Consider the following 25,719-nt stretch of genomic DNA (forward strand, 5'->3'; position numbering starts at 1 on the left):
AGGCACGGGAACAAAAGCCCGGCAGGCGCATTTGATGCGTCATGAAAAACCTGACCGTGTATATTGTTTTTGTGGTTGTCGTTGTTGCCATCGGGGCTCTGATCGGCGTGAACAATGTGCCGGGTGAATGGTATCAGTCGCTGCAGAAACCATTCTTCAATCCGCCCAACTGGATCTTCGGCCCGGTCTGGACCACGCTTTACGTGCTGATCGGTATCGCCGGTGCACGCACATGGATCAGGAAGCGGATGGGAACGCGCATGCGCCTCTGGTTCACCCAGATGGTGCTGAATTTCCTGTGGTCGCCGATCTTTTTCGGCATGCAAAGTCCGGCGGGCGCCCTGATCATCATCATTCCGATGCTGGTGTGCATTTTGGCGTTCATAGCCCTTACCTATCGCCGTGACCGCATATCCATGTGGCTTTTCGTGCCCTATGCGTTGTGGGTTGCCTTTGCCACAGTGCTGAATGCGAGTATCGGCATCCTGAACTAATTTCTCCCTGCCCGGCCCTTGCCTTGCCTGCCGCCACGCGCCATGTCAGTTTGCGATGGGACTTAAAGCAGGCAGGTAGGCCATGGAGATCACGGATCCCGGCGATTTTCGTCAGCGGATAGAAAGAAGCTTTGCGCGACAGGGCGTGGTGCAGGCAATCGATGCTGAGATCAGCCGTATCGAACACCGGCTGGTGGAAATCGAACTACCCTTCCATGAAAAGCTGACGCAGCAGCATGGCATATTGCATGCCGGCGTCATCGCCGCCGGTCTGGATACGGCCTGCACCTATGCCGCCTATACGATCATCGAACCGGAAGCTTCGCTTTTGACCATCGAGTTCAAGGTCAACCTCATGTCGCCGGGCCGCGGTGAGCGGTTCCTGTTTCGCGGCGAGATCATCAAGCCCGGCAACAACCTGATCGTTGCCGATGGCCGGGCTTATGCCCTTGCCGACGGTCCCGCGAAGCTGATCGCCTCCATGACTGGCACGATGATGGTGGTGAAGGGACGCGAGGATATTACCGGATGAGCTACCGGCTTTTGCATGTCGCGGATAAATCCGTTCTTTTCGTCATGGCGGCCTCGGCCGAATATGGTCCTCATCTGCAGGCAAGAATTTCTCCCCTCATGACCGGCGTCGGCCCGGTCGAGGCGGCGATTTCGGTGACGGCGGTTCTTGCCGGTCTCGATGCGGCGGATCATCTGCCTGATCTCGTCGTTTCACTCGGCTCAGCCGGCTCGCGGACGCTGGAACAGACCGGCATCTATCAGGCGATTTCGGTGTCCTATCGCGACATGGACGCCTCGCCCTTCGGTTTTGAAAAGGGACGCACGCCGTTTCTAGACCTGCCGGCCGAGGTGGCGCTCCCCTTCCGCATACCCGATATTGCCGAGGCGCGGCTTTCCACCGGCGGCAACGTGGTTTCCGGCGCTGCCTATGGCGCGATCGATGCCGATATGGTGGAAATGGAGACCTTTGCCGTTTTGAGGGCCTGCCAGCGTTTCGGTGTGCCGCTCATCAGCCTGCGCGGTATTTCAGATGGCAAGGCGGATGTGAACCACGTGGACGACTGGACGGAGTATCTGCATATCATCGACGAAAAGCTGGCAGATGCCATCCACCGGCTTTGCCGCGCCATTGAGGAGGGCGTGATCGCCCTTTGAAACCTTGCGATTTTCGCAAATTTCCGCTGGTTGATGCCCGCTTGCGGGTTGCCTAAAGCCGCCATTTTCTTTAAAGGCTCGCCATGACCCAGATAGCCCATCCCGACAGCATTCTCATCATCGATTTCGGCAGCCAGGTGACGCAGCTCATTGCGCGCCGCATCCGCGAAGCCGGGGTCTATTGCGAAATCCATCCGTTCCAGAATGCCGCAGAGGCGTTTGAGAAGCTGCAGCCCAAGGGCGTGATCTTCTCCGGCGGCCCCGCATCCGTGACAACGGAAGGCAGCCCGCGCGCGCCGCAGGCGGTGTTCGACAGCAAGGTTCCGATCCTCGGCATCTGCTACGGCCAGCAGACGCTCTGCACGCAGCTCGGCGGTTTGGTCGAGGGCGGCCATGCGGCGGAATTCGGCCGCGCCGATATCGACATCAAGAAGGCAAGCCCGCTGTTCGACGGCTTCTGGGAACAGGGCAAGAGCTATCCGGTCTGGATGAGCCATGGCGACCGCGTGACGAAGCTGCCGGAAGGTTTCGAGGTCATCGCGACCTCGGAGAACGCACCTTTCGCCATCGCAGCCGACGAGGCGCGCCACTATTACACCACCATGTTCCACCCGGAAGTGGTGCACACGCCTGACGGCGGCAAGCTGCTGTCCAACTTCGTGCACAAGATCGTTGGCTTGAAATCCGACTGGACGATGGCGGCTTATCGCGCCGAGATGATCCGCAAGATCCGCGATCAGGTCGGCACCGGCCGCGTGCTCTGCGCACTCTCCGGCGGCGTCGATTCCTCGGTTGCGGCCATCCTCATCCATGAAGCGATCGGCGACCAGCTGACCTGCGTCTACGTCGACCATGGCCTGATGCGGCTTGGCGAAAGCGAGCAGGTCGTCGGCATGTTCCGCGACCATTACAATATTCCGCTTGTTCATGTTGACGCAGCCGATCTGTTCCTCGGCGAACTCTCGGGCGTTTCCGATCCGGAAGCAAAGCGCAAGACCATCGGTCGTCTGTTCATCGAAGTCTTCGAGGCCGAAGCGGCCAAGATCGCCGCCGATGGCAAAGGCGCACCGAAGTTCCTGGCGCAGGGCACGCTTTATCCTGACGTCATCGAAAGTGTTTCCTTCTCCGGCGGCCCGTCCGTCACCATCAAGAGCCACCACAATGTCGGCGGCCTTCCCGAGCGCATGAACATGCAGCTCGTTGAGCCGCTGCGTGAGCTTTTCAAGGATGAGGTCCGCGCGCTTGGCCGTGAACTCGGCCTGCCGGAAAGCTTCATCGGCCGCCATCCCTTCCCCGGCCCGGGTTTGGCGATCCGCTGCCCCGGCGCGATCACCCGCGAGAAGCTCGATATTCTGCGCAAGGCGGATGCGATCTATCTCGACGAAATCCGCAAGGCCGGTCTCTATGACACCATCTGGCAGGCCTTTGCCGTGCTGCTGCCGGTGCAGACCGTCGGCGTCATGGGCGACTACCGCACCTATGACTTCGTCTGCGCGCTGCGCGCCGTGACCTCGGTGGATGGCATGACGGCGGATTTCTATCCCTACGACATGAATTTCCTCGGCCGCGCGGCAACCCGCATCATCAACGAAGTGCGCGGCATCAACCGTGTTGTCTACGACGTGACGAGCAAGCCGCCCGGCACGATCGAGTGGGAATAACAACTACAATAGGCATAGCTTCGACGATGACGCCGCGACTAGCTCGCGGCGTTTCTGTTTTGTCTTGCGAGGTAGATGATCTGGGCGGTCAGGCCAACCACGAGGATCGCCAGCAACCCGCCCTGAACGCCGAGAAGCAGCGGCGATTTCAAATCGGTAACAAAGGGATGACCATCCGGAACACGGCGCAGGGTCTCGGTCGCCGTCGGTACCATCAGGAGAAATGCGCTCACACTCAGACAGATGGTTTCTATATATCTGGCGATGCGCGTTGAGCCGAGTATGCGCTCAATTCCGTAACCTGCGAGCAGGAACAGGATGGTCAGCGCGCCAATGGCGTAGCTGACCGGCTGATGCGCCACGAGGAACGCCGTCACTGCGCCAATCAGCATGGACACAAAATAGATGGCGCCCGGCCCGGATCGGGGAACGATCCGACCGTGACGGGCAAACATGTAAATGGCCACGGGAATGGCGGGCAGGCTGCCGAGTGTGTGGACCCAGCCAAGCGGAGAAATTCCGAACATGAGAGATTGCCTTTCTCTTCCACAGGGGCGATGGCGGCCGGGGGAAGCAGACTGTTGAAGACTGATCTGGAAGCGTAATGCTGTCTATTTACCGGGTCGGGATGTCGCTCAGGTCATGCATTCACCTCCCTCGCGACGTTTCATTTTCAAGCGGTGATGCGCTCCAGCATGGGGCGGGTTATCGCGCCAAAGGCTGCGGCATCACCGTGGGCGCGGGCCGAGAGCATCGCGCCATGCACGGTGGCCATGAACATTTCGGCATTGGTGCGCGCTGTTCCTGTCAGCACAAGGCGCCCTTGGGTAGCCCCGCGCTCCAGCACGGCGGTGAGCCAGTCCGAGAGGCTTTGAAAATGCGCACGCACCTCAAGAACCACAGATTCGGGAAGGACCGGTATTTCAGTGGCAAGCAGGGCGCAGATGCAGAAGGGATGGGTCGCATCAGCGATACAGCCTTCCCAATAGCCGATATAGGCGCGAAGCTGTTCGAGCGGGTCGGAGATGTTTCGCTCCAGCTCGGCGAGCCCGGCTGCAGCTTCCTGCCTGTACTGCTCGACCAGTTTGCGGACCAGGTCTGACTTGCTCGGGAAATGGTGGTGAATGCTGGCATTGCGAATGCCGACCACGCTGGAAATATCGGCGTAGCTGAAACTGTTGTAGCCGCCGCTTACAATCAGAGTACGCGCGCAACGAAGAATTTCATCGGCCTTGGTTTGTGGGTTTTTCATATTCATTACCTACCAACTAGTAGGTAGATTGTCAACTCAATGCACCATGTGGTTATTTCTGAAGTTCCCCTGCCTGTCGGGAATGCAATTGTTCTCTTTTTGTTCTTTTAATTTCTTCCGGCAATGATAATATCGCGGCCTTGGCAAAAGCCGTGGAGCATCGTCATGGGTTTCGAGTTGGCGGATAAGGGAGGTGTAAGGCAGCTTTTCTTTGAAGGGCTGGAGCCGCCAAAAATACAGCGCTTTAATCCGCGATTTCGCAGCAAGCTTCTCTTATTGTTGAAGCCGCCGGCAGCCGTGGCCGATAGAATCTTTGCCAATGCTTCACAATATGCGGAAGGACGGACAAGGCGTGCAGCCTATCCGGCAGAGCTTCTGCATATCACGCTGCTCTGTATCGGATGTTTCGAGACTGTGCCTCACGGGCTGATAAACAGGCTGAAGGCGGCGCTGGGGGAAATCAATGCGCGGCCCGTTCCTATCACTTTCGAAGAAACGTCGCTTTTTGGTAATCGCAATAGTCTGGTGCTGCGAAGCAGCCGCGACATGCCGGAAATCAAGGCTCTCGTGAAGATATTGCAACGCGCCCTTTGGCGGGCAAATCTTCCCTTTGTTACGGCATCATCTTTTACGCCTCATCTCACCATGATCTATGCCCGCCGGTAAACCCTATAGCTGGCTGGCGGGCAATTTCGAACTTGTCTTCAGCCATAATGGCGAAACAAGGCACGAGCCGCTTGCACGCTTTGCGCTTTCAGCGAAGGCGGATCGTTATGAGCGGCCTGAGAGCCAGTTATATTTATCGGAAAAAGTGATCGGTCCGTCGAAGCGGCCAAAACAGAGTGCAGCATCTCGATGACGTGCACTCAAAGCGGCGCAATAATCCCGCGCTGACAATTTATCCCGCACCTGTCCTTCGAGGACTATGCGGGAACCTTCCAGTGTGAATACGGAACGCTTCTTGAGCCATCCGCGACGCATCCACCTCGCCCGTCGAAAACCGGCATGGATTTCGACCCCGAGCGCAAGCGAGGCGGTGCCGCCTCGCTACAAATAATAGCCAGCTTAGAGCTGTACCTTGTCGAAAGCCTTACCGTCGATGCCGAGGGCTTCGAGATCGGCACGGGCGGGCTTGCGATGTGCGCGAACAGCGGCCGAAACCGAGAGCGCTGCACCGAGAACGGCGAAAGTTTCACCGAAGAAGTTACGCGATGTCTTTGCAACCTGACGCATTTTTCTCTCCATCTTTGATGCCCAGATAATGGGTATTTTCGGCCTCTTCTACAACTCATGATGTAGCAGGGAAGCCATGCAGCTTTGCTCGCGCTCGTTTGGATATCAGCCATGGCGATTTCGCATGGCTCAGACGTCACACCCCGACAGGCCTGCAAGGAACCTCGGACAATGGGTTGAATAAGCCGGATATTTTGTTATGCCGGAAAGCTGAATACAAAGAGGCTGGCAGCATGACGATCACCATTTTCGGCATCAAGAACTGCGACACGATGAAGAAGGCCAGAAGCTGGCTGGAAACCAACGGCATCGACTATTCTTTTCATGACTACAAGGCGGCCGGCATCGACCGCGCCCATCTGGAGACATGGTGCGATGCCGCGGGCTGGGAAACCGTTATGAACCGCGCCGGCACGACCTTCAAAAAGCTGGATGATGGCCAAAAGGCCGATCTTAGCCGCGAGAAGGCCATCGGCTTGATGCTGGAGCAACCCTCCATGATCAAGCGTCCGGTACTCGAGGCCAAGGGCAAGATAACCGTCGGTTTTAAACCGGAAACCTACCAGACGCTTTTTGCCTGAGCGCAGCCGCCATGTCCAAAACGACCCGCGCCACCCAGATGCTGACCAAGGCTGGTATTACCTTCACCACCGTCACCTATGATTACGACCCGAATGCCGACCGCATCGGCCTGCAGGCGGCCGAGGCGATTGGGGAACCGCCGCATCTGGTGTTGAAGACACTGATGGCGGAACTGGATGGCAAACCGGTCTGCGTCGTTGTCCCCTCCGACCGTGAGGTGAGCATGAAGAAGCTTGCCGCCGCCTTCGGAGGCAAATCCGCCAGCATGATGAAGCCTGCCGATGCGGAGCGGGCCACCGGTTACCATGTTGGCGGCATCAGTCCTTTCGGTCAGAAGAAACAGGTGCCAACGGCCATTGAGGCTGATGCCATGGCGCATGCGCATGTTTACATGAATGGCGGGCAAAGAGGGTTACAGGTGAGACTTTCGCCCCGCGATGCGCAGGTAGCGTTGAAGGCCATCATCGCTCCGCTGGTGGCGGACTGACGCTTTTCCCACCGCTTTTGAAAGCATTTGGCTTTCGAAAGGAATGGGCTATGGTCGGCACCTCCGATTGAAATATACGAAGGCAGATCATGACCGTTTCTCCCATCGATCCCGTCAAACTCGAAAAACTGGCCGAAGTCGCCGTAAAAGTCGGCCTGCAATTGCAGAAGGATCAGGATCTGGTGATCACTGCGCCCCTGGCGGCACTGCCGCTGGTGCGGCTCTTGACCAAACACGCCTATCTGGCCGGCAGCGGGCTGGTCACCACCTTCTATTCCGATGAAGAAACCACGCTATCACGCTACTGCCACGCCAGTGACACGAATTTCGACCGGGCTTCCGACTGGCTCTACGAAGGCATGGCGAAGGCCTATGCCAACGGCGCGGCGCGGTTGGCGATTGCCGGCGATAACCCCATGTTGCTGGCAGAGCAGGACCCGGCCAAGGTGGCGCGGGCCAACAAGGCCAATTCCACCGCCTACAAGCCGGCGCTGGAGAAGATTTCCAATTTCGACATCAACTGGAACATCATTTCTTATCCGAACCCCTCCTGGGCTAAGCAGGTCTTCCCCGGGGTCTCCGAGGACGAAGCTGTTCGCAAGCTCGCGGACGCCATCTTCGCCGCCTCGCGGGTGGACCTGGCCGACCCTGTGGCGGCCTGGGCAGAGCATAACGCCAATCTCGCCAAGCGCTCGGCATGGCTGAATGGCGAGCGCTTCTCATCGCTGCACTTCACCGGCCCCGGCACGGATGTAAGGATCGGGCTGGCAGACGGCCATGAATGGCATGGCGGCGCTTCCACCGCCAAGAACGGCGTAACCTGCAACCCGAATATTCCGACCGAAGAAGTATTCACCACGCCGCATGCGCTGCGCGTGGATGGTTACGTTTCCAGCACCAAGCCCCTTTCGCATCAGGGAACGCTGATCGATGATATCCGGGTGAAATTCGAGGGTGGCCGCATCGTCGAAGCCAAGGCTTCGAAGGGCGAAGCGGTGCTGAACAAGGTGCTCGACACCGATGAGGGCGCTCGACGTCTCGGCGAAGTGGCGCTGGTGCCGCATTCCTCGCCGATCTCGGCAAGCGGTATCCTGTTCTACAATACGTTGTTTGACGAAAACGCCTCGTGCCACATCGCGCTTGGCCAATGCTATTCGAAGTGCTTTGTCGACGGTGCTTCGCTGTCGCAGGATCAGATCAAGGCGCAGGGCGGCAATTCCAGTTTGATCCATATCGACTGGATGATCGGCTCCGACAAGGTGGATATTGATGGCGTGAAGCCGGATGGCTCCACGGTTCCGGTGATGCGCAAGGGCGAATGGGCCTGAGGACACTTACCTCGGTAACTGGCTGCGCTGACTGAGCCAGATGCTGAAAAGCACCGCAACAAACCCGGCGATCTGCGCTGGCGTGAGGCTTTGGCCGAGCGCCAGCCAGCCTAGAAGAGTTGCAACGACAGGGCTTAGAAAACCGAGCGATGCCGCAGCCGAGGGCTCTATGCGGGCAAGCCCGCGAAACCACAGAAGATAGGTCAGCGCCGCACCGATGAGGCCGAGATATGCCATGCCGAGGATATTGGCGACGGTTGGTGTTGGCAGGGCCGGTTCCAGAACAAAGGCAACCGGCAGGAGCAGAATGCCGCCCGCGGTCAATTGCCAGGCGGTGAAGGTGAGATTGGAGACCGGCGGTCGCCATTTGCGCGTCAGCACCGTTCCGAAAGCCATGGAGACGGCACCGGCAAGGCCTGCGGCAACACCGATACCATCCAGCGCCGCTCCGGGCGTCAGCACCAGAAGTGCGACGCCCGCAATGCCCAGCAGACCGGCGGCGATGGCAAGCGGCCTGACGGGCGCGGCCAGAAACAGCCGGGACAGGCCAATGACGATGAGGGGTTGCACCGCACCCACCGTGGCCGCCACACCACCCGGCAGCCGATAAGCCGAGACGAAAAGCATCGCCCAGAAGAACGAAAAATTCAGCGCGCCAAGAATGAAACTGCGCGGCCACCAGATGCCTTGCGGCAGCTCCCGGACGAGCAACAGCAGCAGGATGCCCGCCGGCAAAGCACGCAACATGGCGACATGCAGAGGGTAGCCCTGCGGCAAAAATTCCGTGGTGACGAAATAGGTGGTTCCCCAGATGGCAGGGGCAAGCGCGGTCAACAGCACATCGGCGGCGTAGGTCGGATTTTTCTTCATTTCAAGAATCTCTATATCAAGATAAATCCACTTTAGTCGATTTTATCTTGACGTCAAGATATCAATTGTTATGCCTTGGTGATGAGCAAAGAACCGCTGGACCACGTCGATCATATTCTGGCGCAATGGCGCAAGGAGCGGCCGGATCTCGATGTCGGCCCCATGGGCCTGCTTGGGCGCCTGCACCGGCTCAGTACACATCTTGGCCGCGAGGTTGAGGCGGTACTGCTGAAACACGGGCTCTCCTCCTCCGCTTTCGATGTGCTGGCGACATTGCGACGGGCCGGTCCGCCCTATCGCCTCTCCCCCGGCGATCTGTTGGCCATGACCATGGTGAGTTCCGGCACCATGACCAACCGGATCGACCAGCTGGAAAAGGCCGGGCTGGTGGAGCGCATTCACAACCCGCAGGACCGGCGCAGCGTATTGATATCGCTGACGGAGCGTGGACTTGCGATTGTCGAGGATGCCGTCGGCGCGCATGTCGAAAACCAGCATCGTCTGGTTGCTCATCTCAGCGAAGAGGAGCGTGCGGCGCTGAACGAGTTGCTGAAGCGCTTTTTGCAGGGTTTCGAGCAGTAGATTCAAGGATCAGACAAACATCCAATCAAACCAGCGATCGGCGCTTGTTTTGGCGAAAAAAGTCCTGTAAGCAATTCTCCATAAACCTGTACTACAGGTTGGAGGAAAAATGTATAACGCCATTTCCCATGAAACCGGTCTCGTCAGCAGCACGATCGGCGCGATCACGCGCCATATCCGCGAAAACGAGCTTGCCCCCGGGGCAAAGCTGCCAAGCGAGCTTTCGCTTTCCCAGCAACTCGGCGTTTCTCGCACCGTCGTTCGCGAAGCTTTCCGGTCTCTGTCAGCCATGCGGCTGATCGATGTCAGCGCCGGTAAACGCGCCACCGTGGCGACGCTCGATCATGGTGCGATGTCGCTGATGTTCGAGCATGGCATTCACACCGAGCAGATCAACATCCAGCAGATTTACGACGTGCGCCGCACCATCGAAGTCAGAACCGTGACGCTGGCGGCGCTGAGGCGCACGGATGCGGAAGCGCTCACCATTCTCAACCATGCCAACGATATGGAACGGGACTTCGGCGACAATGACAAAGTCATGGAGCACGATCTCGCTTTCCATCTCGCCATTGCCAAATCGTCGAAGAACCCGGTTTTCGAACTCATCCTTGGCGCTTTTCAAAATGTGACACGCCAGACATGGCCGATCGGCTGGAAAAGCCGCACATCCGACGCGCAGCGCCACACCACGGTCTCGCTTCACATTGAGATCGGACAGGCCATTGCCGCAGGCGATCCACAAATGGCGTCAACGCTGATGGCGCGGCATTTCGATGAAAGCGTGCACGCGCTTCTCGCTGCAGGTATCGCCTGATTTTTCAACACAGTCCCAGATGGCAAACTGCCTTCCTCTGGAGGAGAGAGACTCATGAAAATTACGAAAATCGAGACCGTCCGCGTGGCGGAACGGGCAAACCTGCTCTGGGTTCTGGTCCACACGGATGAGGGCATTACCGGGCTCGGCGAAACCTTCTTCGGCGCCGAGACGGTGGAAACCTACGTGCACGAATATATCGCCCCGCGCGTGATCGGTCGCGATCCGCTGCAGATCGATCTTCTAGCTCAGGATCTTGTCGGTTATCTCGGCTTCCGCTCATCCGGTGCGGAAGTGCGGGGCAATTCCGCCTTCGATATCGCGCTATGGGATATTTTCGGCAAGGCCACCAACCAGCCCATCGCCCAGCTTCTCGGCGGTTTTAGCCGCAAGGAAATCCGGACCTACAATACCTGCGCAGGTACGGAATATATCAAGAAGGCGACCGGCCAGCAGACGGCGAATTACGGCATGGCCGACGGCAGGGATTATGACGATCTGAACGGCTTCCTGCACCGGGCGGACGAGCTTGCCCATTCGCTGCTGGAAGACGGCATTACGGCCATGAAGATCTGGCCTTTCGATGCGGCAGCGGAAAAGACGCGCGGGCAATATATCTCGATGCCGGACCTGAAAAGCGCGCTCGAGCCGTTTGAAAAAATCCGCAAGGCGGTGGGCGACAAGATGGATATCATGGTGGAGTTCCACTCCATGTGGCAGCTTCTACCTGCCATGCAGATCGCCAAGGCGCTTACCCCCTATCAGACCTTCTGGCACGAAGACCCGATCAAGATGGACAGCCTTTCCAGCCTGACGCGGTATGCCGCCGTGTCGCCCGCGCCGATTTCCGCATCGGAAACGCTGGGTTCCCGCTGGGCTTTCCGCGATCTCTTGGAAACCGGTGCTGCCGGCGTGGTGATGCTTGACATCAGCTGGTGCGGCGGGCTTTCGGAAGCACGCAAGATCGCCTCCATGGCGGAAGCCTGGCATCTGCCGGTCGCGCCGCATGATTGCACCGGGCCGGTGGTGCTTTGCGCCTCCACGCATCTGTCGCTCAATGCGCCGAACGCGCTGGTGCAGGAAAGCGTGCGCGCCTTCTACAAGACCTGGTATCGCGATCTCGTGACCGCTTTACCCGAAGTGAAAAACGGCATGATCACCGTGCCGCCGGGTGCCGGCCTTGGCATGGAGTTGCATCCGGATATCGAAAAGACCTTCACCGTCAGCCGCCGTTTTTCGGATGCGGCGTCGATCTGATCAAAACAGACTACCTTGATTGCCAGGGTCTGAAGAAGCCGGTTTCGCCGGCTTCTTTTTTTGTGCGGCGGCGGCATCCGGGGACGGCGTTCCCTCTCCCGTTGTGATGGCGGAGACGCGACCGTCGGCAAATTCCATAGACACGACAGCGCCGGAGGCAATGGCCGCGGCACGGGTCAGCGGCCGGTTCTCTTCATCACGGATCACGGCATAACCGCGGTTCAGCACGTTCTTATAAGAGAGCGATTGCAGGATGCGATTGTGGGCGGCAAGACCCGAGCGGTTCTGCGCCATGCGATGCAGGACGGCGGTATCGGCCCGGCGCGCGGCGGTGACGACGCGTTCCTTCTGCCGCTCCAGCTGGCCAAGCAGGCGGGCTGGTAGCGAACGCAGCGCGGAATCGAAGGCATCGACGCGGCCTTTGCCCTGCAAGAGCCGGCGTTCCACCAGGGTCTCGGCCCGGTGCATACGCTCGGTGATCCTCTGCCTGTGGTGTTTGAGACCGTTCAGAAGAGTTTCCGGCCGAAGCCCCGAAGCGGAGCGCTCAAAGGCGCGGCGCTTGTTCAGCGTGGTCATTTCAAGCCCACGACCGAGACCGCTTGCGGCCTCGTCAAAACGGCGGCGCGGCAGGGCCAGAAGCTGGTCGAGCGACGGCAGCGCCCGCACCAGCGCCCGCAAACCCTGGCGGCGATTGTCCATCTGCCGCGACACCGAGCCGGAAAGGCGGGCAGCAATGCCGGAAAGCTGCGCTTCCAGTTCCGCGCGCACCGGCACGGCCATCTCCGCCGCTCCCGTGGGCGTCGGTGCGCGCACATCGGCGGCATAATCGATCAATGTTGTATCCGTCTCGTGTCCGACGGCGGAAATCAGCGGAATTTCACTTTCAGCCGCAGCGCGCACGACGATTTCGTCGTTGAAGCTCCAGAGGTCCTCCAGACTGCCGCCACCACGGGCAACAATCAGCACATCCGGGCGGGCGATCTCACCACCAGGCCGAAGCGCGTTGAAACCGCGAATGGCGTTCGCCACTTCCTCGCCCGAGCCTTCGCCCTGCACCTTGACCGGCCAGACGACGACATGGACGGGAAAACGATCCGAAATGCGGTGAAGAATATCGCGAATGACAGCGCCGGTGGGTGAAGTAACGACGCCGATGACATGCGGCATGAACGGCAGGCGGCGCTTTCCGGCCGCATCGAACAGCCCTTCCGCCGCCAGACGCCGGCGGCGGTCTTCCAAAAGCGCCATCAGTGCGCCGGCACCGGCCGGCTCGAGGCTTTCAATGACGATCTGGTATTTCGAGGAGCCGGGAAAGGTGGTGACCTTGCCCGTCGCGATGACTTCCATGCCCTCTTCCGGGCGGAACTTCAGCCGTGAAAACGTGCCCTTCCAGATCACCGCATCGATGCGGGCGCGATCATCCTTCAGCGAGAAATAAGCGTGACCGGAAGAATGCGGGCCGCGATAGCCGGAAATCTCGCCGCGCACCCGCACCTGCTCGAAAGCCGTCTCCACCGTGCGCTTGATGGAACCCGACAGTTCGGACACCGAGAACTCGGCGAGATTGCTCAATGCGGCGTGGGAGAAGATATCGCTCATGACCGTTTGTAACCAAAACCCGTCGATTCGGAAATGCCGGTGCTCGCCAGCCCGATTTTAACGGCGATGAAACCATATCCTCAACTAACGAGTTAGGAAAACAGGGAACGGAGGAGAAAACAAGGGTTCGTTAGGGAAGAAGACGCTAGGTCTTGTCCTAGGCCCGGCAACCAAAGAGGAGGCGGCATCCATGATTTTTCTTACCGCCACAGTGCTTGGCGTAACCGCAGTTGCGTTGCGTTCTGTCTTCAGCATCATTTTCATCTGCATGATGATTATCGGCGCTTATGGTGTAGCAATGGCGCTTTCTTCCACGGCCGTGCCGTTGATGTCGCTGCTTTTGGCGCTAGCCGGTTATAATTTTGGCGTCGTCGGTGTCGTCATCGGCCTTCTCGTGCTGCAACGCCCGCGCTCCACGCAACCGACACTTTAAAAGCTCACGGCCTTGAGACTTCCGCACTTCGCGTTGACCGAGATTTGCGGATTGGCCGCTGACCTTACAGTCACCTGCCTGCTCATTTTCTATCTCGGTGTCGATCCGCTGGCCGCCCGATTGCCCGGTGCGGCGGCAGGCGTTGCGACGAGCTGGCGGCTGAACCGCTCCAACAGCCGTGCACCCGCCACATTGAGCGTTTTTCTCGTGAATGCCGTGACGCTCACCTCCCGCATCGTCGGTGTCGGGCTGTTTGTGTTGCTGCAGTGGCGCAACCCGCTGGTCCAGCCGCTTATCCCGCTCGCCTTTTCAGCATTCGCGGCATTGCTGCTGGCGCTTTACGGCTACCGACGGCTGCAAAAACGACAATTGGACCGGGATTAAACCGTTTCCCAACCGTCCTTTTCAGCTGCCCGATAGATGGCGTCGATAAAAAGCTGGTTCTTCCGCGAGCTTTCCAGCGTGACGACTTCGCCCTCGCCCTTTGCCGCCCGGGCAAAAGCCTCCGCCTCCAGCTTGTATTGACGGCTATCCTGAAACCGGAAGATTTGCGACTGGCTATGGGCCTGATTGGTCAGCTCGATCTCTTCCGCACCCCAGCGATTGGCGTTGAAAGGGGATTTGACCTCGATGTAACCATCCGTGCCGTGGAAGACCATGAGCTGACGGGCCGCAAGCTGGGTCGACAGATAAAAGCTCAGTTCGAAATCGCCGAAATCAGCCCTGACGCTGGAATAGATATCTGTACCGAATTCCCTGTCGCGCTCAACTGTGGCCTGCACCCGCTTCGGCTCCGCGCCGGTGGCAAAACGGGTCACGATGGTCGGGTAGACGCCGATATCCGGCAGGGCGCCGCCGCCCAGTTCGGGAATATTGCGCATGTTGCCGGGATCGCGATTGAAATAGCTGAAAGCGCCCTGCACATGTTTCAGCGTGCCGATGGCGCCCGATGCCAGCAACTCCTTCACCTTGGCCCAGACCGGCGCATAGGTGACCATGAAGGCCTCGGACACAATAACGCCGTTGCGGTCGCGTGCGGCGATAAGCGTATCGATCTCTTCCGCTTTCAGCGCAATCGGCTTTTCGCACAGAACATGCTTGCCGGCATCGGCCGCCTTGATGGTCCATTCCACATGCTGGGAGGTGGGAAGCGGGATATAGACCGCATCGATCACATCCGATGCCAGCATCTCCTCATAAGAACCGAAGGCGTTGGGCACGGAAAAACGCTCGGCCACTGCACGCGCTTTGGCGTGATCGCGGCTGGCGATGGCGCTGACCACACAGTTTTGCGCATCCTGTATTGCCGGAATGACGTGATCCTGAGCGATCTTCGCCGTTGAGATTATTCCGAAGCGCAGCATTCCCGTTCTCCCACTCTGCCATTTCTTCGGAAACTTACCATCCCGGCACCGTGTGGCAAGCCGGCAAAATCCGGTCAGTATAAAGTATGGCTGGATATGTCCTGCCTTTGTCGGCCTGGTTGCTTTTATCGATACTTATAAAGGTGAATTATGCTATCAGTACCCCCAATGGAGAAACATAAAATGTCCTCTTCTCACACCGCACTGCTCGTCATCGACGTTCAGGAATCGTTTCGGCACACCCCTTATTTCGAGGAAAGCGGGCTCACCGCCTATCTGGAGAAACAGCAGGCATTGATCGACGGCGCCAAGGCCGCGGGAATTCCCGTTGTTCAAATCTTCCATGTCGATGGCGACAAGGCCTTCTCGAAAGACAGCGGCTATGTCCGCGCGCTGGAGGGTGTAAGGATCGTCCCGGACGTGACCTTCCACAAGAACCGTCATTCGGCTTTTGCCGGCACCGGCCTTGAAATCTGGCTGACGCAGAAAGGTATCAACCGGCTGATCGTCTCAGGCATCCGCACCGAACAATGCTGCGAAACGACCACCCGGCACGCTTCCGATCTCGGCTACAGCGTCGATTACGTCACCGAGGCGACGCTGACCTTTCCGATGACACATGCCTCCGGCACGGTGTTCAGCGCCGACGATATCCGCAAACGGACCGAACTGGTGCTGGCGGGGCGCTTCGCGCGCATCGCCACTGTGAACGACGCGCTTGCAACCTTGAAAGAAGCAGCTTGATGGATAAAGGCGGCACACGCATCATTCCGTTTTATACGCTTGTGCCGCCGCACGCGCTGTTGCTCGATATTGCCGGCCCCCTGCAGGTCATCCGTTATGCCAATGACGAGCAAAGCGACATTTTTTTCGACTGCCGCTACATTGCGTCAAGGGACAGGCAACAATCCTCGATCGGCCTTGACCTTTGCGGGCTGGCGGCCCTGCCCGCGGCGCTTCCGGAAAATGCGTTTCTCTTGATCTCCGGCAGCACTTCACGTTCCGAGTGCGAGCCGGAAACGCGGCGGGAGCGTCAGGCATTGACGGCATGGCTGGGCCGCGTCGCACGTATCGACACCACCGTCATTTCCATCTGCTCCGGCGCATTGCTGGCGGGAGAGGCCGGACTTTTCGATGGACGAAGCTGCACCACCCATGCCGATTGCATCGAGGCGCTGCGACGCATCGCGCCATTGTCCCAGGTGGCCGAAAACCGACTGTTCGTCGAGGACGGAAACCGCTTTTCAAGCGCGGGCATCTCCACCGGCATCGATCTCATGCTGCATGTGGTTTCCCGGCTGACATCCCCGGCCGTTGCGGCGCGTATTGCAAAAACCATGGTTGTCTATCTGAGGCGCAACGGCAGCGATCCGCAAATTTCGCCCTGGCTGACAGGCCGTAACCACATGCACCCCGCCATTCACCGCGTGCAGGACCGGGTGATGGCAGAGCCAGCGCAGGACTGGTCACTGGAAAGCCTGGCCGATATTGCAGCCCTCAGCGAAAGGCATCTGTCACGCCTGTTTCGCGAACATACCGGCATCAGCGTCATCGATTATGTCAATCTGATGCGGGTCAATTTGGCCCGTGACATTCTCGCCAATAGCCGCCTCGATATGGAGTCCATTGCCGAACGGGCGGGGTTTGCCTCTGCCCGGCATTTGCGGCGCGTGTGGCAACAGCACAATCACCTTCCTCCCAGCCACTATCGCCGCTATCGGAGCTGATCTCGCCGGCTTCCGTCCATTGCCTGATGAGTGCCATCAAAGGAATTGAATGGTTATGCGGATGAGCAGTTGCTAACCTTGCCACAAAGTCAGCAACAGGAGAATTCCCCGTGGAAAAACGAAACCTCGGCCGCACCGGCCTCTCCATCGCCCCGATCGTCTTTGGCGGCAACGTGTTCGGCTGGACAGCGGATGAGAAGACTTCCTTTGCCCTGCTCGACGCTTTTTTTGACGCCGGGTTCAACGCCATCGACACGGCGGATGTCTATTCCGCCTGGGTAGACGGGCATGAGGGCGGCGAATCCGAAGTCATCATCGGCAAATGGCTGAAGCAATCGAGCATCAAGCGCGAGGATGCGGTGATCGTCACCAAGGTCGGTTTTGACAATCGCGGCCAGAAGACCGGCCTCAGCGCCAAGTGGATCGCAGAGGCTGTCGAAGCCTCGCTGAAGCGGCTGCAGACCGACTATATCGACCTCTACCTCGCCCACAAGCCGGATGCCGAGGTGCCGCTGGAAGAGACGCTTGCCGCCTTTGCAAAGCTGAAGGAACAGGGAAAAATCCGCGCCATTGGCTGCTCCAACTATTCCGCCAGCCAGCTTCAGGAGGCGCTGGATACGGCTGCGAAAAACAGTCTTCCGCGTTACGACGTGCTGCAGCCGGAATATAATCTCTACAACCGTGCGGATTTCGAAGGTCCGCTTGCTGATCTCTGTGTGAAGGAAGAGATTGGCGTCATCAACTACTACAGCCTCGCCGCCGGTTTCCTGACCGGGAAATACCGTGCCAAGGCCGATACGGAAGGCGTTGCCCGCAGCTATCGCGTCGGCGAATATGTCAACACGCGTGGCCTTGCCGTTCTAGGCGCGATGGATGCGGTGGCGGTACAGACCGGGGCCAAGCTCGCCGATATCGCGCTGGCGTGGCTGTTGCGGAAAAAGGCGATAACCGCGCCGATTGCCAGTGCCACCAGCCTGTCGCAGCTTGAAAGCTTCAAACGCGCCATCGAGTTGAAACTGACCGATGAAATGATGACCCTTCTCGACAAGGCAGGCGCATAAGATGGAACTTGCAATTCGTAACGCTGAGCCGGCTGACCGGGCGGAATGGCTGCGCCTCTGGAACGATTACCTTGCCTTTTATGAGGTCGAGCTTGCCGATGACGTCACCGACCATACCTGGGCGCGCATCCTTGATCCCACATCCCGTGTTTCGATGCGTGTGGCCGTGCTGGGTGACGGGATGGCGGGTTTCGCCATCCACCACTTCCATGATTCCACCTGGGTGAAGACGCCGGATTGCTATCTGGAGGATTTATTTGTCGATGGGGAAATCCGTGGCAAGGGAACGGGCCGGGCGCTGATGGACGATCTTATCACCATCTGCAAGGAAAAGGGCTGGTCACGGCTATACTGGCACACGGGCGAGGACAACCACCGCGCCCAGAAACTTTACGACAGCTACGTGAAAAGCGACGGCCATATTCGCTATCGCATCAAGTTCTGATCAGCCCCGGAAGCGGAAAAAATCCACAAAAGCCCTCAGCGCCGGACGCATCTGCCGGCGGGAGGGATAATAGGTATAAAAGCCGTCAAAGGGTGCGCACCAGTCCTCCAGCACGCGGATGAGCCTGCCCTCCCTGATATCGTCCTCGACGCGCTGCTCGAAAACGAAGGCGAGCCCTGCCCCGTCGATCGCTGCCCGGCGAATGAGGCTCTGGTCCGACAGGATCAAAGGTCCCTGCACATCGACCACCAGCGGCTTGCCGTTCTTCTCCAGTTCCCAGCGATAGATAAGACCACTGGCGAAACGGCGGCGAATACAGCGATGGCGGATGAGATCCCTGGGATCGCGTGGTGGTGGATTTTCTGCAAAATAGGACGGAGAACCAACAATTGCGCCGCGCCATGCGCCGCTGGCTTTCACCGCAATCATATCCGCGTCGAGGTGCTCCCCGAGCCGTAGCCCGGCATCGAAACCCTTCGCGACAATATCTTCAAAACGGTCATCGGTTGAGATTTCGAGTGAAATATCGGGATAGAGCCGCAGGAACTCACCCAGTCGCGGCACGATGAGATCCTCGGCGGCCAGCCTCGGCAGGGTGATGCGCAGGGGGCCGGCCGGTCTCCCGCCATGCTCGGCAAGCGTCTCGATGACCGCATCGATATCTGCAAGCGCCGGACCCAGTGTTTCGAGAAGCCGCCTTCCCTCCTCTGTCGGCGAAACGCTGCGGGTGGTACGATGAAGCAGACGCAGGCCAAGGCTTGCCTCCAGTGACGAGACGGCATGGCTGACGGCGGAGGGCGCAATGGCGAGTTCAGCCGCAGCCTTGCGGAAGCTGCGGCCTTCGGCAACGGCAGCGAGAACGGCCAGCTGGGAGAGTTGCACACGGTTCATTGTTCTAAATGATAGAACAACCCAAGTAGATTTGCAGCGATTATTTTTATCGCCATGAGACACTATTTTCTGATCACGCCCTGATGACGGGCGGTTCCTTATGGAAGGACGAACAGATGAAACAAAGAACCCTTGGAAACAACCTATCCGTTTCGGCGCTTGGCCTCGGCTGCATGGGAATGACCCATGCCTATAGCCCGACCGGCGATGAAAGCAGCGCAATAGCGACGCTGCACCGCGCCGTCGAACTCGGCGTCACCTTTTTCGATACGGCAGAGGTTTATGGGCCTTACAATAACGAGATTCTCGTCGGCAAGGGTTTGAAGCCCTATCGCGACAAGGTGGTCATCGCCACCAAGTTCGGTTTCAGGATCGACCCCAGCAAACCCGCAGGCCAGATGATGGTGGGCACCGACAGCCGGCCGGAAAATGTGCGCGCCGTCGCCGAAGCCTCGCTCAAACGTCTTGGCGTCGATGCCATCGACTTGTTTTACCAGCATCGCGTCGATCCCGATGTGCCGATCGAAGAGACGGTCGGGGCCATGGCGGAGTTGGTGAAGCAAGGCAAGGTGAAACATCTCGGCCTTTCCGAAGCCAGTGCCGAAACGCTTCGCAAAGCGCACGCCACCCATCCGATTGCCGCCATTCAGAGCGAATATTCGCTGTGGACCCGCGATGTGGAGGAAAATGGCGTGCTGGAAACCTGCCGTGAACTCGGCATTGGTTTTGTCCCCTTCAGCCCGCTCGGGCGCGGGGCTCTGACGGGCGCGCTGAAGTCACTCGACGGCCTCGCCGCCGATGATTTCCGTCGCGGCCTGCCGCGCTTCCAAAGCGAAAACTTCGACGCCAATCTGGCGCTCATCCAGCTTCTGGAAGACATGGCGACTGAAAAGGGCGTTACCGCCGGGCAACTGGCGCTCGCCTGGGTGCTGGCACAGGGCGACTTCATCGCTCCTATCCCCGGCACCACAAAAATCGCCAATCTGGAGAAAAACGTCGCTGCAGCGGATGTTTCGCTGACGGCGGAAGAAGTTGCGAGCCTCGGCGCCCTCCTCTCGCCGGCAAAGGTTGCGGGGGAACGCTATCCCGCGCGCATGTCCCAGATGGCCAACCGCTAAAAACAAAAAAAGCCGCGGCAACCGCCGCGGCTTTTTTCATTCAGCCATCGGCTTTCAAGCACGCAGAACGCCACCTGTCGACTTCTCGACATTGCCAACGATCTTGGCCGTCAGCGCCTCGAAATCCTCATCCGTCAGCGTCTTGTCGACCGGCTGGATCTGGACTTCGATGGCCACCGACTTGCGGTTTTCGCCGAGCGACGCCCCCTCGAAGATATCGAAGACATTGACGCCGGTGATCAGCTTACGGTCGGCGCTCGTCGCGGCCTTGATGATGGCACCCGCCTCGACCGACTTGTCCACCACGAAGGCGAAGTCGCGCTTGACGGCCTGGAAGGGCGAAAGCTCAAGTGCGGGCTTGGTACGGGTCGCCTTCTTCTTCGGCTCCTGCATGGCATCGAGATAAATCTCGAAACCGCAATAGGCACCGGAAACATCCAGTTCGGACAGGGTCTTCGGATGGAATTCACCGAAATAACCGAGCACGACCTTCGGGCCCATCTTGATGGTGCCGGAACGGCCGGGGTGATACCAGGAAGGCGCACCGGCTTCGATCTGCACATTGGCCATGGGCAGGCCGCAGGCTTCCAGCACCGAGAGCGCATCAGCCTTGGCGTCATAGACATCCACCGGCTTGCCGCCGCCCTTGGCAGCATTGGACCACATGCGGCCGCTGCCTGCGAGCGAGGCCGTGCCACGGCGGACACCGCCGGCAACACGGCGCTGCTTCTCAGGCGTATCGCCCTCATAGGTGCCGGAAACCTCGAAGATCGCGACGTCACTATGCCCCTTGTCGGCATTACGCTGGGCGGCGGTCAACAGGCCAGGCAGCAACGAGGGCCGCATGTCCGACATATCGGCCGCAATCGGGTTGGCGAGCTTCAGGGCCGGCGAACCGCCACCGAAGAGCTTCGCCTGCGCTTCCGGAATGAAGGACCACGTGACGGCTTCCAGCATGCCACGGCTTGCCAGGGCACGGCGCGCAGTACGCGTGCGAATCTGCAGCGTGGTCAGGATACGACCATTGACGGCACCGAAGTTTTCCAGCGGTTCCGGCTTGATATTGTCGACGCCGTGGATGCGCATGACTTCTTCCACCAGATCAGCCTTGCCGTCGACATCAGGACGCCAGGACGGGACGGTGACGGAAACGCGCTCGCCCGTTCCCTCGACACCGAAACCGAGGCCTTTGAGAATGGTGAGGCTCTCTTCTGCCGAGACTTCCAGACCCGTCAGGCGTTTCACTTCCGCGAGCGGGAAATCCACGACCTTGGGCTGATGGCCCTTATAACCCACGACCCGGGCTTCGCCAGCGACGCCGCCACAGAGTTCCAGAACCAGTTCGGTGGTGCGCTCCAGACCTGGAACCATGTATTCCGGATCAACGCCGCGCTCGAAACGATAACGCGCATCGGTGATGATGCCGAGCGAACGGCCGGTCTTGGCGATGTTGATCGGATCCCAGAGTGCGGACTCGATCAGCACGTCGACAGTGTTTTCGTCGCAGCCGGAATGTTCGCCGCCCATCACGCCGCCGATGGACTCTAGGCCCTTTTCGTCGGCGATGACGACATTGTTCGGGCCGAGCTTATATTCCCGCTGGTCGAGTGCGAGGATCGTCTCACCCTCTTTCGCACGACGAACCGTCAGATCGCCCTTGACCTTGGCAGCGTCGAAGACGTGCATCGGCCGACCCTGATCGAAGGTCATGTAGTTGGTGATGTCGACAAGAGCGTTGATGGGGCGCAGGCCGATTGCCATCAGGCGCTGCTGCATCCATTTCGGGCTCGGGCCGTTCTTCACGCCACGCACGATGCGCAGCGAAAAGCCGGGGCAGAGCGCCGCATCGTCCAGTTCCAGCTTCACATCGACGGGCGTTGCGCCTTCCACCTTGAAGGACGGCGCAGGCCTTGTCTTCAGCTTGCCGAGACCGGAAGCCGCAAGATCACGGGCAATGCCGTAGATCGACGTGCAATCCGGACGGTTCGGCGTCAGGTTGATTTCGATCATCGGATCGTCGAGGCCGGCATAGGTGGCGAAGGACGTGCCGACAGGGGCATCCTGCGGCAGATCGATGATGCCGTCATGATCGTCAGAAATGTTGAGCTCCTTTTCGGAGCACATCATGCCGTGGCTTTCGACGCCGCGAATTTTGCCGACAGCAAGGGTGACATCGATACCCGGGACATACACGCCCGGACGCGCCAGCGCACCGACAAGGCCGGCGCGTGCATTGGGCGCACCGCAGACGATCTGCACCGGCTTGCCATCACCGGCATCGACCATCAGCACCTTGAGGCGGTCGGCCTCAGGATGTTTTTCAGCGGAAACCACCTTGGCAATGACGAAAGGCTTATAAGCCGCCTTGTCGTCAACTTCTTCGACCTCGAGGCCGATTGCCGTCAGCCGCTCGCAAATCTTGTTCAGCGTCGCATCGGTATCCAGATGCTCTTTCAGCCAGGAAAGAGTGAATTTCATGTCTTTGCTCCTTGGCTAACCGGATTAAACGCTCAAACCGCCGAACAGCGTCGGCATGTCGAGCGGGCGGAAGCCGTAATGGTTCATCCAGCGGACATCGGCGTTGAAGAAATCGCGCAGATCAGGCATGCCGTATTTCAGCATGGCGATGCGGTCGAGGCCCATGCCCCAGGCAAAGCCCTGATATTCGTCCGGGTCCAGCCCACCAGCACGCAGCACGTTCGGGTGCACCATGCCGCAGCCGAGAATTTCCATCCAGTCGTTACCTTCGCCGAACTTGACGATCGGGCCGGAACGGTCGCACTGAATATCCACCTCGAAGCTCGGCTCCGTGAAGGGGAAGAAGGACGGGCGGAAACGCATGACAACGCTGTCGACCTCGAAGAAGGTCTTGCAGAACTCTTCCAGCACCCAGCGCAGATTGCCGACATGCGCTTTCTTGTCGATGACAAGGCCTTCGACCTGATGGAACATCGGCGAATGGGTGGCGTCGGAATCCTGACGGTAGGTCTTGCCGGGAATGACGATGCGGATCGGCGGCTTCTGGCTTTCCATGGTGCGGATCTGCACCGGCGAGGTGTGCGTGCGCAGCACCTTACGCTCACCGTTTTCATCCGGCTGGAAGAAGAAGGTGTCGTGCATTTCGCGGGCCGGGTGGCCTTCGGGGAAATTCAGCGCCGTGAAGTTGTAATAATCGGTCTCGATATCGGGACCTTCGGCGATCGAGAAACCCATATCCGCGAAGATGGCGGTGATTTCATCGACGATCTGGCTGATGGGATGAATGCGGCCACGCTCGGCCGGGGACTGGCGAACCGGCAAGCTGACATCCACCGTTTCCGCCTTCAACCGGGCGGCAATGGCAGCATCCTTCAGCGCATTCTTGCGTTCGCCGATAAGATCGGTGATCTCAGTCTTGAGCTGGTTGATGGCAGCACCGCGGGTCTGGCGCTCTTCCGGCGTCATGCTGCCCAGCGTCTTCAGAAGCTCCGAAACCGAGCCCTTCTTGCCCAGCGCGGAAACGCGCACGGCTTCGATGGCCGGTTCATCGGCAGCAGCGGCGATCTCCGACATCAATTGCGATTTCAAGGTATCAAGTTCAGTCATCTTTTCCTGCCTTGCCGGTCTTTTTGACAGCGGCTTCGGGGTTCACAGCATTCATCAGATAGTCGGTCGCCATGATAAAGCGTCGCAGATCACTACCCATCCGCACGCGCCCGATCAACCGGGCAAGCGGTAAAAATCGCCCGAGAATGCCGGTCAGGCGGCACAATTCTTCCAGCGCCCGGGGCGGGGCGTTTTCGCGCCAGCGGGCGAAGGCCGCATCGCAGGTCCCCGGCGCATCGCAGGCGCGGGTGGCAACCTGTAAAAACAGCAGCCATATATCGCGGGCCTGCGCCGTTTCCAGCGGCATGACCTCCTGAGGACGCTCCTCGAAATCCATGAAACCGACACGGCCGTCCTGGAGAAAGAAGTCACGCACATGCGGACGACCATGGCAGAGACCCGCCGCATGCAACTCGCCAAGCGCCTCTGCGGATTTTACAAGCAGCGTATCGTGCTCCACCGGTGTCGTGGCCTTTATCGCATCCATGCGCTCCATGATGGTGGGGCCGACATCGCCAAGCACAACGGCCGTCAGCGAGGAATAGATGACGGGGGGCACGGGGAAACCACGGGCCTTGAAGGCCTCCAGCGTTTCGAGTTCGCGGCGCATGAGACCGGCGCCATCAAGCGGCGGCGAAGGACGCATAAAGGTATAGGGAAGCAGCTTTGCAAGAAAAGTCTGCAGCTTTATCCACCAGGACGGCGTTTCCGTGCCCTGGCGTTTTATCCAGACGGTCGTTGTGGAAAGCTCGAGTTTCTGCACGCGGCGCTCGCTTTTAAGCAGAACCCGCATCAAGGCTGCGATATCGCCATCTTCGAGATGGACGTGGAAACCCTTCGCCTTTTCCGCCTCACTTGCGGCAACCAGCATTCTTGCCCCCCAATGGAACATGCCAACCGAAAGCTGGATGCCCCACCCTTCTGGCAACCCCGGTGCAAAACGCTCTACGCCTTTGCCGGAACTGCCGTGAATTCCAAAAAATCGAAAACCCGCGCCGGAGGACCGGCGCGGGTTTCAAATGAACAACAGATTGTCCGCGCCGTAATTACTTTACAGCGGTTTCAAACTCGTTGGTCGTACCAGCATCCTTGAGGTACTCAAGAGCCTTCTTCGCTGCTTCAACGAGCGCGCCGAATGCTGCCGGCTCATGGATAGCCATGTCGGACAGAACCTTGCGGTCGACTTCGATGCCAGCCTTGTTCAGGCCGTCGATGAAGCGGCCGTAGGTCAGGCCGAATTCGCGAACAGCAGCGTTGATACGCTGGATCCACAGAGCGCGGAAGTTGCGCTTGTTGACCTTGCGGTCGCGGTAAGCGTACTGCTTGGAACGATCCACAGCAGCCTTTGCTGCGCGGATGGTGTTCTTGCGGCGGCCGTAGAAGCCCTTGGCTGCCTTGAGTGTCTTGGTGTGCTTGGCGCGGGAAGTTACGCCACGTTTTACGCGTGCCATGTCATGATCTCCTTAAAGTGTCCAAAAGTGCGGAAAAGTCTCAGAGACCGTTCGGCAGGTAGTTCTTGACGACTTTCTTGCCGTCAGCTTCGGCGAGAACCATGGTTCCACGCGCGTCGCGAATGAACTTGTTGGTACGCTTGATCATGCCGTGGCGCTTACCGGCGGCGGCTGCAACAACCTTACCGGTAGCGGTGATCTTGAACCGCTTTTTTGCAGCGGACTTCGTCTTCATCTTGGGCATTTTGCTACTCCGTGTTTTTGTATCGAAACAGGCAGACGAGGCCTATTTCAAGCTATTCAGGAACGGCCTCG

General features: G+C 59.1%; 29 protein-coding genes and 1 pseudogene. 18 read left to right on the plus strand and 12 right to left on the minus strand.

The annotated features are described in order from the left end of the window. Positions 1-41: 41 nt before the first annotated feature. The 4 genes from M0412_RS11595 to guaA all read left to right on the plus strand — a co-directional run bounded on the left by M0412_RS11595 (position 42) and on the right by guaA (position 3,322). A complete protein-coding gene (locus M0412_RS11595) occupies positions 42-494 on the plus strand; it encodes a TspO/MBR family protein (protein ID WP_174028763.1) in 453 nt (150 codons plus the stop codon). An 82-nt stretch (positions 495-576) separates the two neighbouring features. Beyond that, entirely contained in the window at positions 577-1,026 is a 450-nt protein-coding gene (locus M0412_RS11600) for a PaaI family thioesterase (protein ID WP_065114661.1), read from the plus strand. Continuing rightward, positions 1,023-1,661, plus strand: a complete 639-nt coding sequence (locus M0412_RS11605) for a 5'-methylthioadenosine/S-adenosylhomocysteine nucleosidase (protein WP_269700256.1) — start codon at positions 1,023-1,025, stop codon at positions 1,659-1,661. The genes M0412_RS11600 and M0412_RS11605 overlap by 4 nt, the downstream gene beginning before the upstream one ends. A gap of 83 nt (positions 1,662-1,744) precedes the next feature. After that, the gene (guaA, locus tag M0412_RS11610) at positions 1,745-3,322 is read left to right on the plus strand and encodes a glutamine-hydrolyzing GMP synthase (RefSeq protein WP_269700259.1); all 1,578 of its coding nucleotides are present in this window, start codon (positions 1,745-1,747) and stop codon (positions 3,320-3,322) included. Between the two features lie 38 nt (positions 3,323-3,360). Here the strand turns inward: guaA and M0412_RS11615 are convergent, their stop codons facing one another. Then, on the minus strand, positions 3,361-3,849 hold the full coding sequence (locus tag M0412_RS11615; RefSeq protein ID WP_269700261.1) for a hypothetical protein: 489 nt from the start codon (positions 3,847-3,849) through the stop codon (positions 3,361-3,363). A gap of 146 nt (positions 3,850-3,995) precedes the next feature. Further along, on the minus strand, positions 3,996-4,574 hold the full coding sequence (locus M0412_RS11620) for a TetR/AcrR family transcriptional regulator (protein ID WP_269700264.1): 579 nt from the start codon (positions 4,572-4,574) through the stop codon (positions 3,996-3,998). A 165-nt stretch (positions 4,575-4,739) separates the two neighbouring features. Between M0412_RS11620 and M0412_RS11625 the strand changes: the two are divergent. Next, a pseudogene (locus M0412_RS11625) lies at positions 4,740-5,433 on the plus strand (2'-5' RNA ligase family protein). A 206-nt stretch (positions 5,434-5,639) separates the two neighbouring features. Here M0412_RS11625 and M0412_RS11630 read toward each other — a convergent pair. Further along, positions 5,640-5,807, minus strand: a complete 168-nt coding sequence (locus tag M0412_RS11630) for a hypothetical protein (protein WP_003503889.1) — start codon at positions 5,805-5,807, stop codon at positions 5,640-5,642. Between the two features lie 233 nt (positions 5,808-6,040). Between M0412_RS11630 and M0412_RS11635 the strand changes: the two genes are divergently transcribed. The 3 genes from M0412_RS11635 to M0412_RS11645 all read left to right on the plus strand — a co-directional run bounded on the left by M0412_RS11635 (position 6,041) and on the right by M0412_RS11645 (position 8,204). After that, a complete protein-coding gene (locus M0412_RS11635; RefSeq protein ID WP_269700283.1) occupies positions 6,041-6,388 on the plus strand; it encodes an ArsC family reductase in 348 nt (115 codons plus the stop codon). An 11-nt stretch (positions 6,389-6,399) separates the two neighbouring features. Continuing rightward, positions 6,400-6,876: a Cys-tRNA(Pro) deacylase gene (gene ybaK / locus M0412_RS11640; RefSeq protein WP_142840867.1), complete on the plus strand. Its 477-nt coding sequence runs from the start codon at positions 6,400-6,402 to the stop codon at positions 6,874-6,876. 89 nt (positions 6,877-6,965) lie between these two features. Beyond that, positions 6,966-8,204, plus strand: coding sequence for an aminopeptidase (locus tag M0412_RS11645; protein ID WP_142840866.1), 1,239 nt, complete (start codon positions 6,966-6,968; stop codon positions 8,202-8,204). Between the two features lie 6 nt (positions 8,205-8,210). Here the strand turns inward: M0412_RS11645 and M0412_RS11650 are convergent, their stop codons facing one another. Continuing rightward, positions 8,211-9,074, minus strand: a complete 864-nt coding sequence (locus tag M0412_RS11650; RefSeq protein WP_142840865.1) for an EamA family transporter — start codon at positions 9,072-9,074, stop codon at positions 8,211-8,213. Between the two features lie 81 nt (positions 9,075-9,155). Between M0412_RS11650 and M0412_RS11655 the strand changes: the two genes are divergently transcribed. The 3 genes from M0412_RS11655 to M0412_RS11665 all read left to right on the plus strand — a co-directional run bounded on the left by M0412_RS11655 (position 9,156) and on the right by M0412_RS11665 (position 11,730). Further along, the gene (locus M0412_RS11655; protein ID WP_161991298.1) at positions 9,156-9,656 is read left to right on the plus strand and encodes a MarR family winged helix-turn-helix transcriptional regulator; all 501 of its coding nucleotides are present in this window, start codon (positions 9,156-9,158) and stop codon (positions 9,654-9,656) included. 109 nt (positions 9,657-9,765) lie between these two features. After that, positions 9,766-10,473: a FadR/GntR family transcriptional regulator gene (locus M0412_RS11660; RefSeq protein ID WP_065114645.1), complete on the plus strand. Its 708-nt coding sequence runs from the start codon at positions 9,766-9,768 to the stop codon at positions 10,471-10,473. A 54-nt stretch (positions 10,474-10,527) separates the two neighbouring features. Beyond that, complete coding sequence (locus M0412_RS11665; protein ID WP_142840864.1) at positions 10,528-11,730, plus strand: mandelate racemase/muconate lactonizing enzyme family protein; 1,203 nt, start codon at positions 10,528-10,530, stop codon at positions 11,728-11,730. On the opposite strand, the gene xseA is transcribed toward M0412_RS11665, so the two are convergent. Further along, a complete protein-coding gene (gene xseA, locus M0412_RS11670; RefSeq protein WP_269700288.1) occupies positions 11,731-13,329 on the minus strand; it encodes an exodeoxyribonuclease VII large subunit in 1,599 nt (532 codons plus the stop codon). A gap of 190 nt (positions 13,330-13,519) precedes the next feature. On the opposite strand from xseA, the gene M0412_RS11675 reads away from it, so the two are divergent. Beyond that, positions 13,520-13,762 carry a hypothetical protein gene (locus M0412_RS11675; protein ID WP_080818188.1) on the plus strand — a complete coding sequence of 81 codons (243 nt, stop codon included), beginning with the start codon at positions 13,520-13,522 and terminating at the stop codon, positions 13,760-13,762. A gap of 12 nt (positions 13,763-13,774) precedes the next feature. Next, complete coding sequence (locus M0412_RS11680) at positions 13,775-14,146, plus strand: hypothetical protein (RefSeq protein ID WP_269700291.1); 372 nt, start codon at positions 13,775-13,777, stop codon at positions 14,144-14,146. Here M0412_RS11680 and M0412_RS11685 read toward each other — a convergent pair. Further along, a complete protein-coding gene (locus M0412_RS11685; RefSeq protein WP_269700293.1) occupies positions 14,143-15,126 on the minus strand; it encodes a Gfo/Idh/MocA family protein in 984 nt (327 codons plus the stop codon). The two genes, M0412_RS11680 and M0412_RS11685, sit on opposite strands and share 4 nt — an antisense overlap. 183 nt (positions 15,127-15,309) lie before the next feature. On the opposite strand from M0412_RS11685, the gene M0412_RS11690 reads away from it, so the two are divergent. The 4 genes from M0412_RS11690 (at position 15,310) to M0412_RS11705 (ending at position 18,359) form a co-directional block, all read left to right on the plus strand. Further along, entirely contained in the window at positions 15,310-15,870 is a 561-nt protein-coding gene (locus tag M0412_RS11690; RefSeq protein WP_269700295.1) for an isochorismatase family protein, read from the plus strand. Continuing rightward, complete coding sequence (locus M0412_RS11695) at positions 15,870-16,853, plus strand: GlxA family transcriptional regulator (RefSeq protein WP_269700297.1); 984 nt, start codon at positions 15,870-15,872, stop codon at positions 16,851-16,853. Before M0412_RS11690 ends, M0412_RS11695 begins: the two co-directional genes overlap by 1 nt. 110 nt (positions 16,854-16,963) lie before the next feature. Continuing rightward, on the plus strand, positions 16,964-17,914 hold the full coding sequence (locus tag M0412_RS11700; protein ID WP_269700299.1) for an aldo/keto reductase: 951 nt from the start codon (positions 16,964-16,966) through the stop codon (positions 17,912-17,914). 1 nt (position 17,915) lies between these two features. Further along, positions 17,916-18,359 carry a GNAT family N-acetyltransferase gene (locus M0412_RS11705; protein WP_269700302.1) on the plus strand — a complete coding sequence of 148 codons (444 nt, stop codon included), beginning with the start codon at positions 17,916-17,918 and terminating at the stop codon, positions 18,357-18,359. Here the strand turns inward: M0412_RS11705 and M0412_RS11710 are convergent, their stop codons facing one another. Beyond that, positions 18,360-19,250, minus strand: a complete 891-nt coding sequence (locus M0412_RS11710) for a LysR family transcriptional regulator (protein ID WP_269700304.1) — start codon at positions 19,248-19,250, stop codon at positions 18,360-18,362. Positions 19,251-19,366: 116 nt separating this feature from the next. Between M0412_RS11710 and M0412_RS11715 the strand changes: the two genes are divergently transcribed. Then, on the plus strand, positions 19,367-20,368 hold the full coding sequence (locus tag M0412_RS11715) for an aldo/keto reductase (RefSeq protein WP_269700306.1): 1,002 nt from the start codon (positions 19,367-19,369) through the stop codon (positions 20,366-20,368). Positions 20,369-20,422: 54 nt separating this feature from the next. Here M0412_RS11715 and pheT read toward each other — a convergent pair whose 3' ends face one another. The 5 genes from pheT to rpmI all read right to left on the minus strand — a co-directional run bounded on the left by pheT (position 20,423) and on the right by rpmI (position 25,648). Continuing rightward, the gene (pheT, locus tag M0412_RS11720; protein WP_269700308.1) at positions 20,423-22,846 is read right to left on the minus strand and encodes a phenylalanine--tRNA ligase subunit beta; all 2,424 of its coding nucleotides are present in this window, start codon (positions 22,844-22,846) and stop codon (positions 20,423-20,425) included. A gap of 24 nt (positions 22,847-22,870) precedes the next feature. Beyond that, positions 22,871-23,953 (minus strand): phenylalanine--tRNA ligase subunit alpha, encoded by a 1,083-nt coding sequence (gene pheS, locus M0412_RS11725; RefSeq protein WP_110755727.1) that lies wholly within the window; start codon positions 23,951-23,953, stop codon positions 22,871-22,873. Continuing rightward, positions 23,946-24,824, minus strand: coding sequence for a phosphotransferase (locus M0412_RS11730; RefSeq protein ID WP_269700312.1), 879 nt, complete (start codon positions 24,822-24,824; stop codon positions 23,946-23,948). The genes pheS and M0412_RS11730 overlap by 8 nt, the downstream gene beginning before the upstream one ends. A 175-nt stretch (positions 24,825-24,999) precedes the next feature. After that, a complete protein-coding gene (rplT, locus tag M0412_RS11735) occupies positions 25,000-25,404 on the minus strand; it encodes a 50S ribosomal protein L20 (RefSeq protein WP_003507464.1) in 405 nt (134 codons plus the stop codon). A gap of 40 nt (positions 25,405-25,444) precedes the next feature. Beyond that, positions 25,445-25,648, minus strand: a complete 204-nt coding sequence (rpmI, locus tag M0412_RS11740; protein ID WP_003493355.1) for a 50S ribosomal protein L35 — start codon at positions 25,646-25,648, stop codon at positions 25,445-25,447. Positions 25,649-25,719 lie beyond the last annotated feature (71 nt).

This window comes from Agrobacterium sp. O3.4 (assembly GCF_041414895.1).
GTDB classification, from domain to species: domain Bacteria; phylum Pseudomonadota; class Alphaproteobacteria; order Rhizobiales; family Rhizobiaceae; genus Agrobacterium; species Agrobacterium cucumeris.

What these genes read in the sequence shown, in the direction of transcription:
- M0412_RS11595 (WP_174028763.1), top strand. Translation starts at nt 42, where the DNA reads ATGAAAAACCTGACCGTGTATATTGTTTTTGTGGTTGTCGTTGTTGCC.
- pheS (WP_110755727.1), bottom strand. Translation starts at nt 23,953, where the DNA reads ATGACTGAACTTGATACCTTGAAATCGCAATTGATGTCGGAGATCGCC.
- M0412_RS11695 (WP_269700297.1), top strand. Translation starts at nt 15,870, where the DNA reads ATGGATAAAGGCGGCACACGCATCATTCCGTTTTATACGCTTGTGCCG.
- M0412_RS11730 (WP_269700312.1), bottom strand. Translation starts at nt 24,824, where the DNA reads ATGCTGGTTGCCGCAAGTGAGGCGGAAAAGGCGAAGGGTTTCCACGTC.
- rpmI (WP_003493355.1), bottom strand. Translation starts at nt 25,648, where the DNA reads ATGCCCAAGATGAAGACGAAGTCCGCTGCAAAAAAGCGGTTCAAGATC.
- M0412_RS11620 (WP_269700264.1), bottom strand. Translation starts at nt 4,574, where the DNA reads ATGAAAAACCCACAAACCAAGGCCGATGAAATTCTTCGTTGCGCGCGT.
- M0412_RS11705 (WP_269700302.1), top strand. Translation starts at nt 17,916, where the DNA reads ATGGAACTTGCAATTCGTAACGCTGAGCCGGCTGACCGGGCGGAATGG.
- pheT (WP_269700308.1), bottom strand. Translation starts at nt 22,846, where the DNA reads ATGAAATTCACTCTTTCCTGGCTGAAAGAGCATCTGGATACCGATGCG.
- M0412_RS11600 (WP_065114661.1), top strand. Translation starts at nt 577, where the DNA reads ATGGAGATCACGGATCCCGGCGATTTTCGTCAGCGGATAGAAAGAAGC.
- ybaK (WP_142840867.1), top strand. Translation starts at nt 6,400, where the DNA reads ATGTCCAAAACGACCCGCGCCACCCAGATGCTGACCAAGGCTGGTATT.
- M0412_RS11630 (WP_003503889.1), bottom strand. Translation starts at nt 5,807, where the DNA reads ATGCGTCAGGTTGCAAAGACATCGCGTAACTTCTTCGGTGAAACTTTC.
- M0412_RS11655 (WP_161991298.1), top strand. Translation starts at nt 9,156, where the DNA reads ATGAGCAAAGAACCGCTGGACCACGTCGATCATATTCTGGCGCAATGG.
- M0412_RS11690 (WP_269700295.1), top strand. Translation starts at nt 15,310, where the DNA reads ATGTCCTCTTCTCACACCGCACTGCTCGTCATCGACGTTCAGGAATCG.
- xseA (WP_269700288.1), bottom strand. Translation starts at nt 13,329, where the DNA reads ATGAGCGATATCTTCTCCCACGCCGCATTGAGCAATCTCGCCGAGTTC.
- M0412_RS11650 (WP_142840865.1), bottom strand. Translation starts at nt 9,074, where the DNA reads ATGAAGAAAAATCCGACCTACGCCGCCGATGTGCTGTTGACCGCGCTT.
- M0412_RS11710 (WP_269700304.1), bottom strand. Translation starts at nt 19,250, where the DNA reads ATGAACCGTGTGCAACTCTCCCAGCTGGCCGTTCTCGCTGCCGTTGCC.
- M0412_RS11615 (WP_269700261.1), bottom strand. Translation starts at nt 3,849, where the DNA reads ATGTTCGGAATTTCTCCGCTTGGCTGGGTCCACACACTCGGCAGCCTG.
- guaA (WP_269700259.1), top strand. Translation starts at nt 1,745, where the DNA reads ATGACCCAGATAGCCCATCCCGACAGCATTCTCATCATCGATTTCGGC.
- M0412_RS11635 (WP_269700283.1), top strand. Translation starts at nt 6,041, where the DNA reads ATGACGATCACCATTTTCGGCATCAAGAACTGCGACACGATGAAGAAG.
- rplT (WP_003507464.1), bottom strand. Translation starts at nt 25,404, where the DNA reads ATGGCACGCGTAAAACGTGGCGTAACTTCCCGCGCCAAGCACACCAAG.
- M0412_RS11665 (WP_142840864.1), top strand. Translation starts at nt 10,528, where the DNA reads ATGAAAATTACGAAAATCGAGACCGTCCGCGTGGCGGAACGGGCAAAC.
- M0412_RS11675 (WP_080818188.1), top strand. Translation starts at nt 13,520, where the DNA reads ATGATTTTTCTTACCGCCACAGTGCTTGGCGTAACCGCAGTTGCGTTG.
- M0412_RS11715 (WP_269700306.1), top strand. Translation starts at nt 19,367, where the DNA reads ATGAAACAAAGAACCCTTGGAAACAACCTATCCGTTTCGGCGCTTGGC.
- M0412_RS11660 (WP_065114645.1), top strand. Translation starts at nt 9,766, where the DNA reads ATGTATAACGCCATTTCCCATGAAACCGGTCTCGTCAGCAGCACGATC.
- M0412_RS11645 (WP_142840866.1), top strand. Translation starts at nt 6,966, where the DNA reads ATGACCGTTTCTCCCATCGATCCCGTCAAACTCGAAAAACTGGCCGAA.
- M0412_RS11685 (WP_269700293.1), bottom strand. Translation starts at nt 15,126, where the DNA reads ATGCTGCGCTTCGGAATAATCTCAACGGCGAAGATCGCTCAGGATCAC.
- M0412_RS11605 (WP_269700256.1), top strand. Translation starts at nt 1,023, where the DNA reads ATGAGCTACCGGCTTTTGCATGTCGCGGATAAATCCGTTCTTTTCGTC.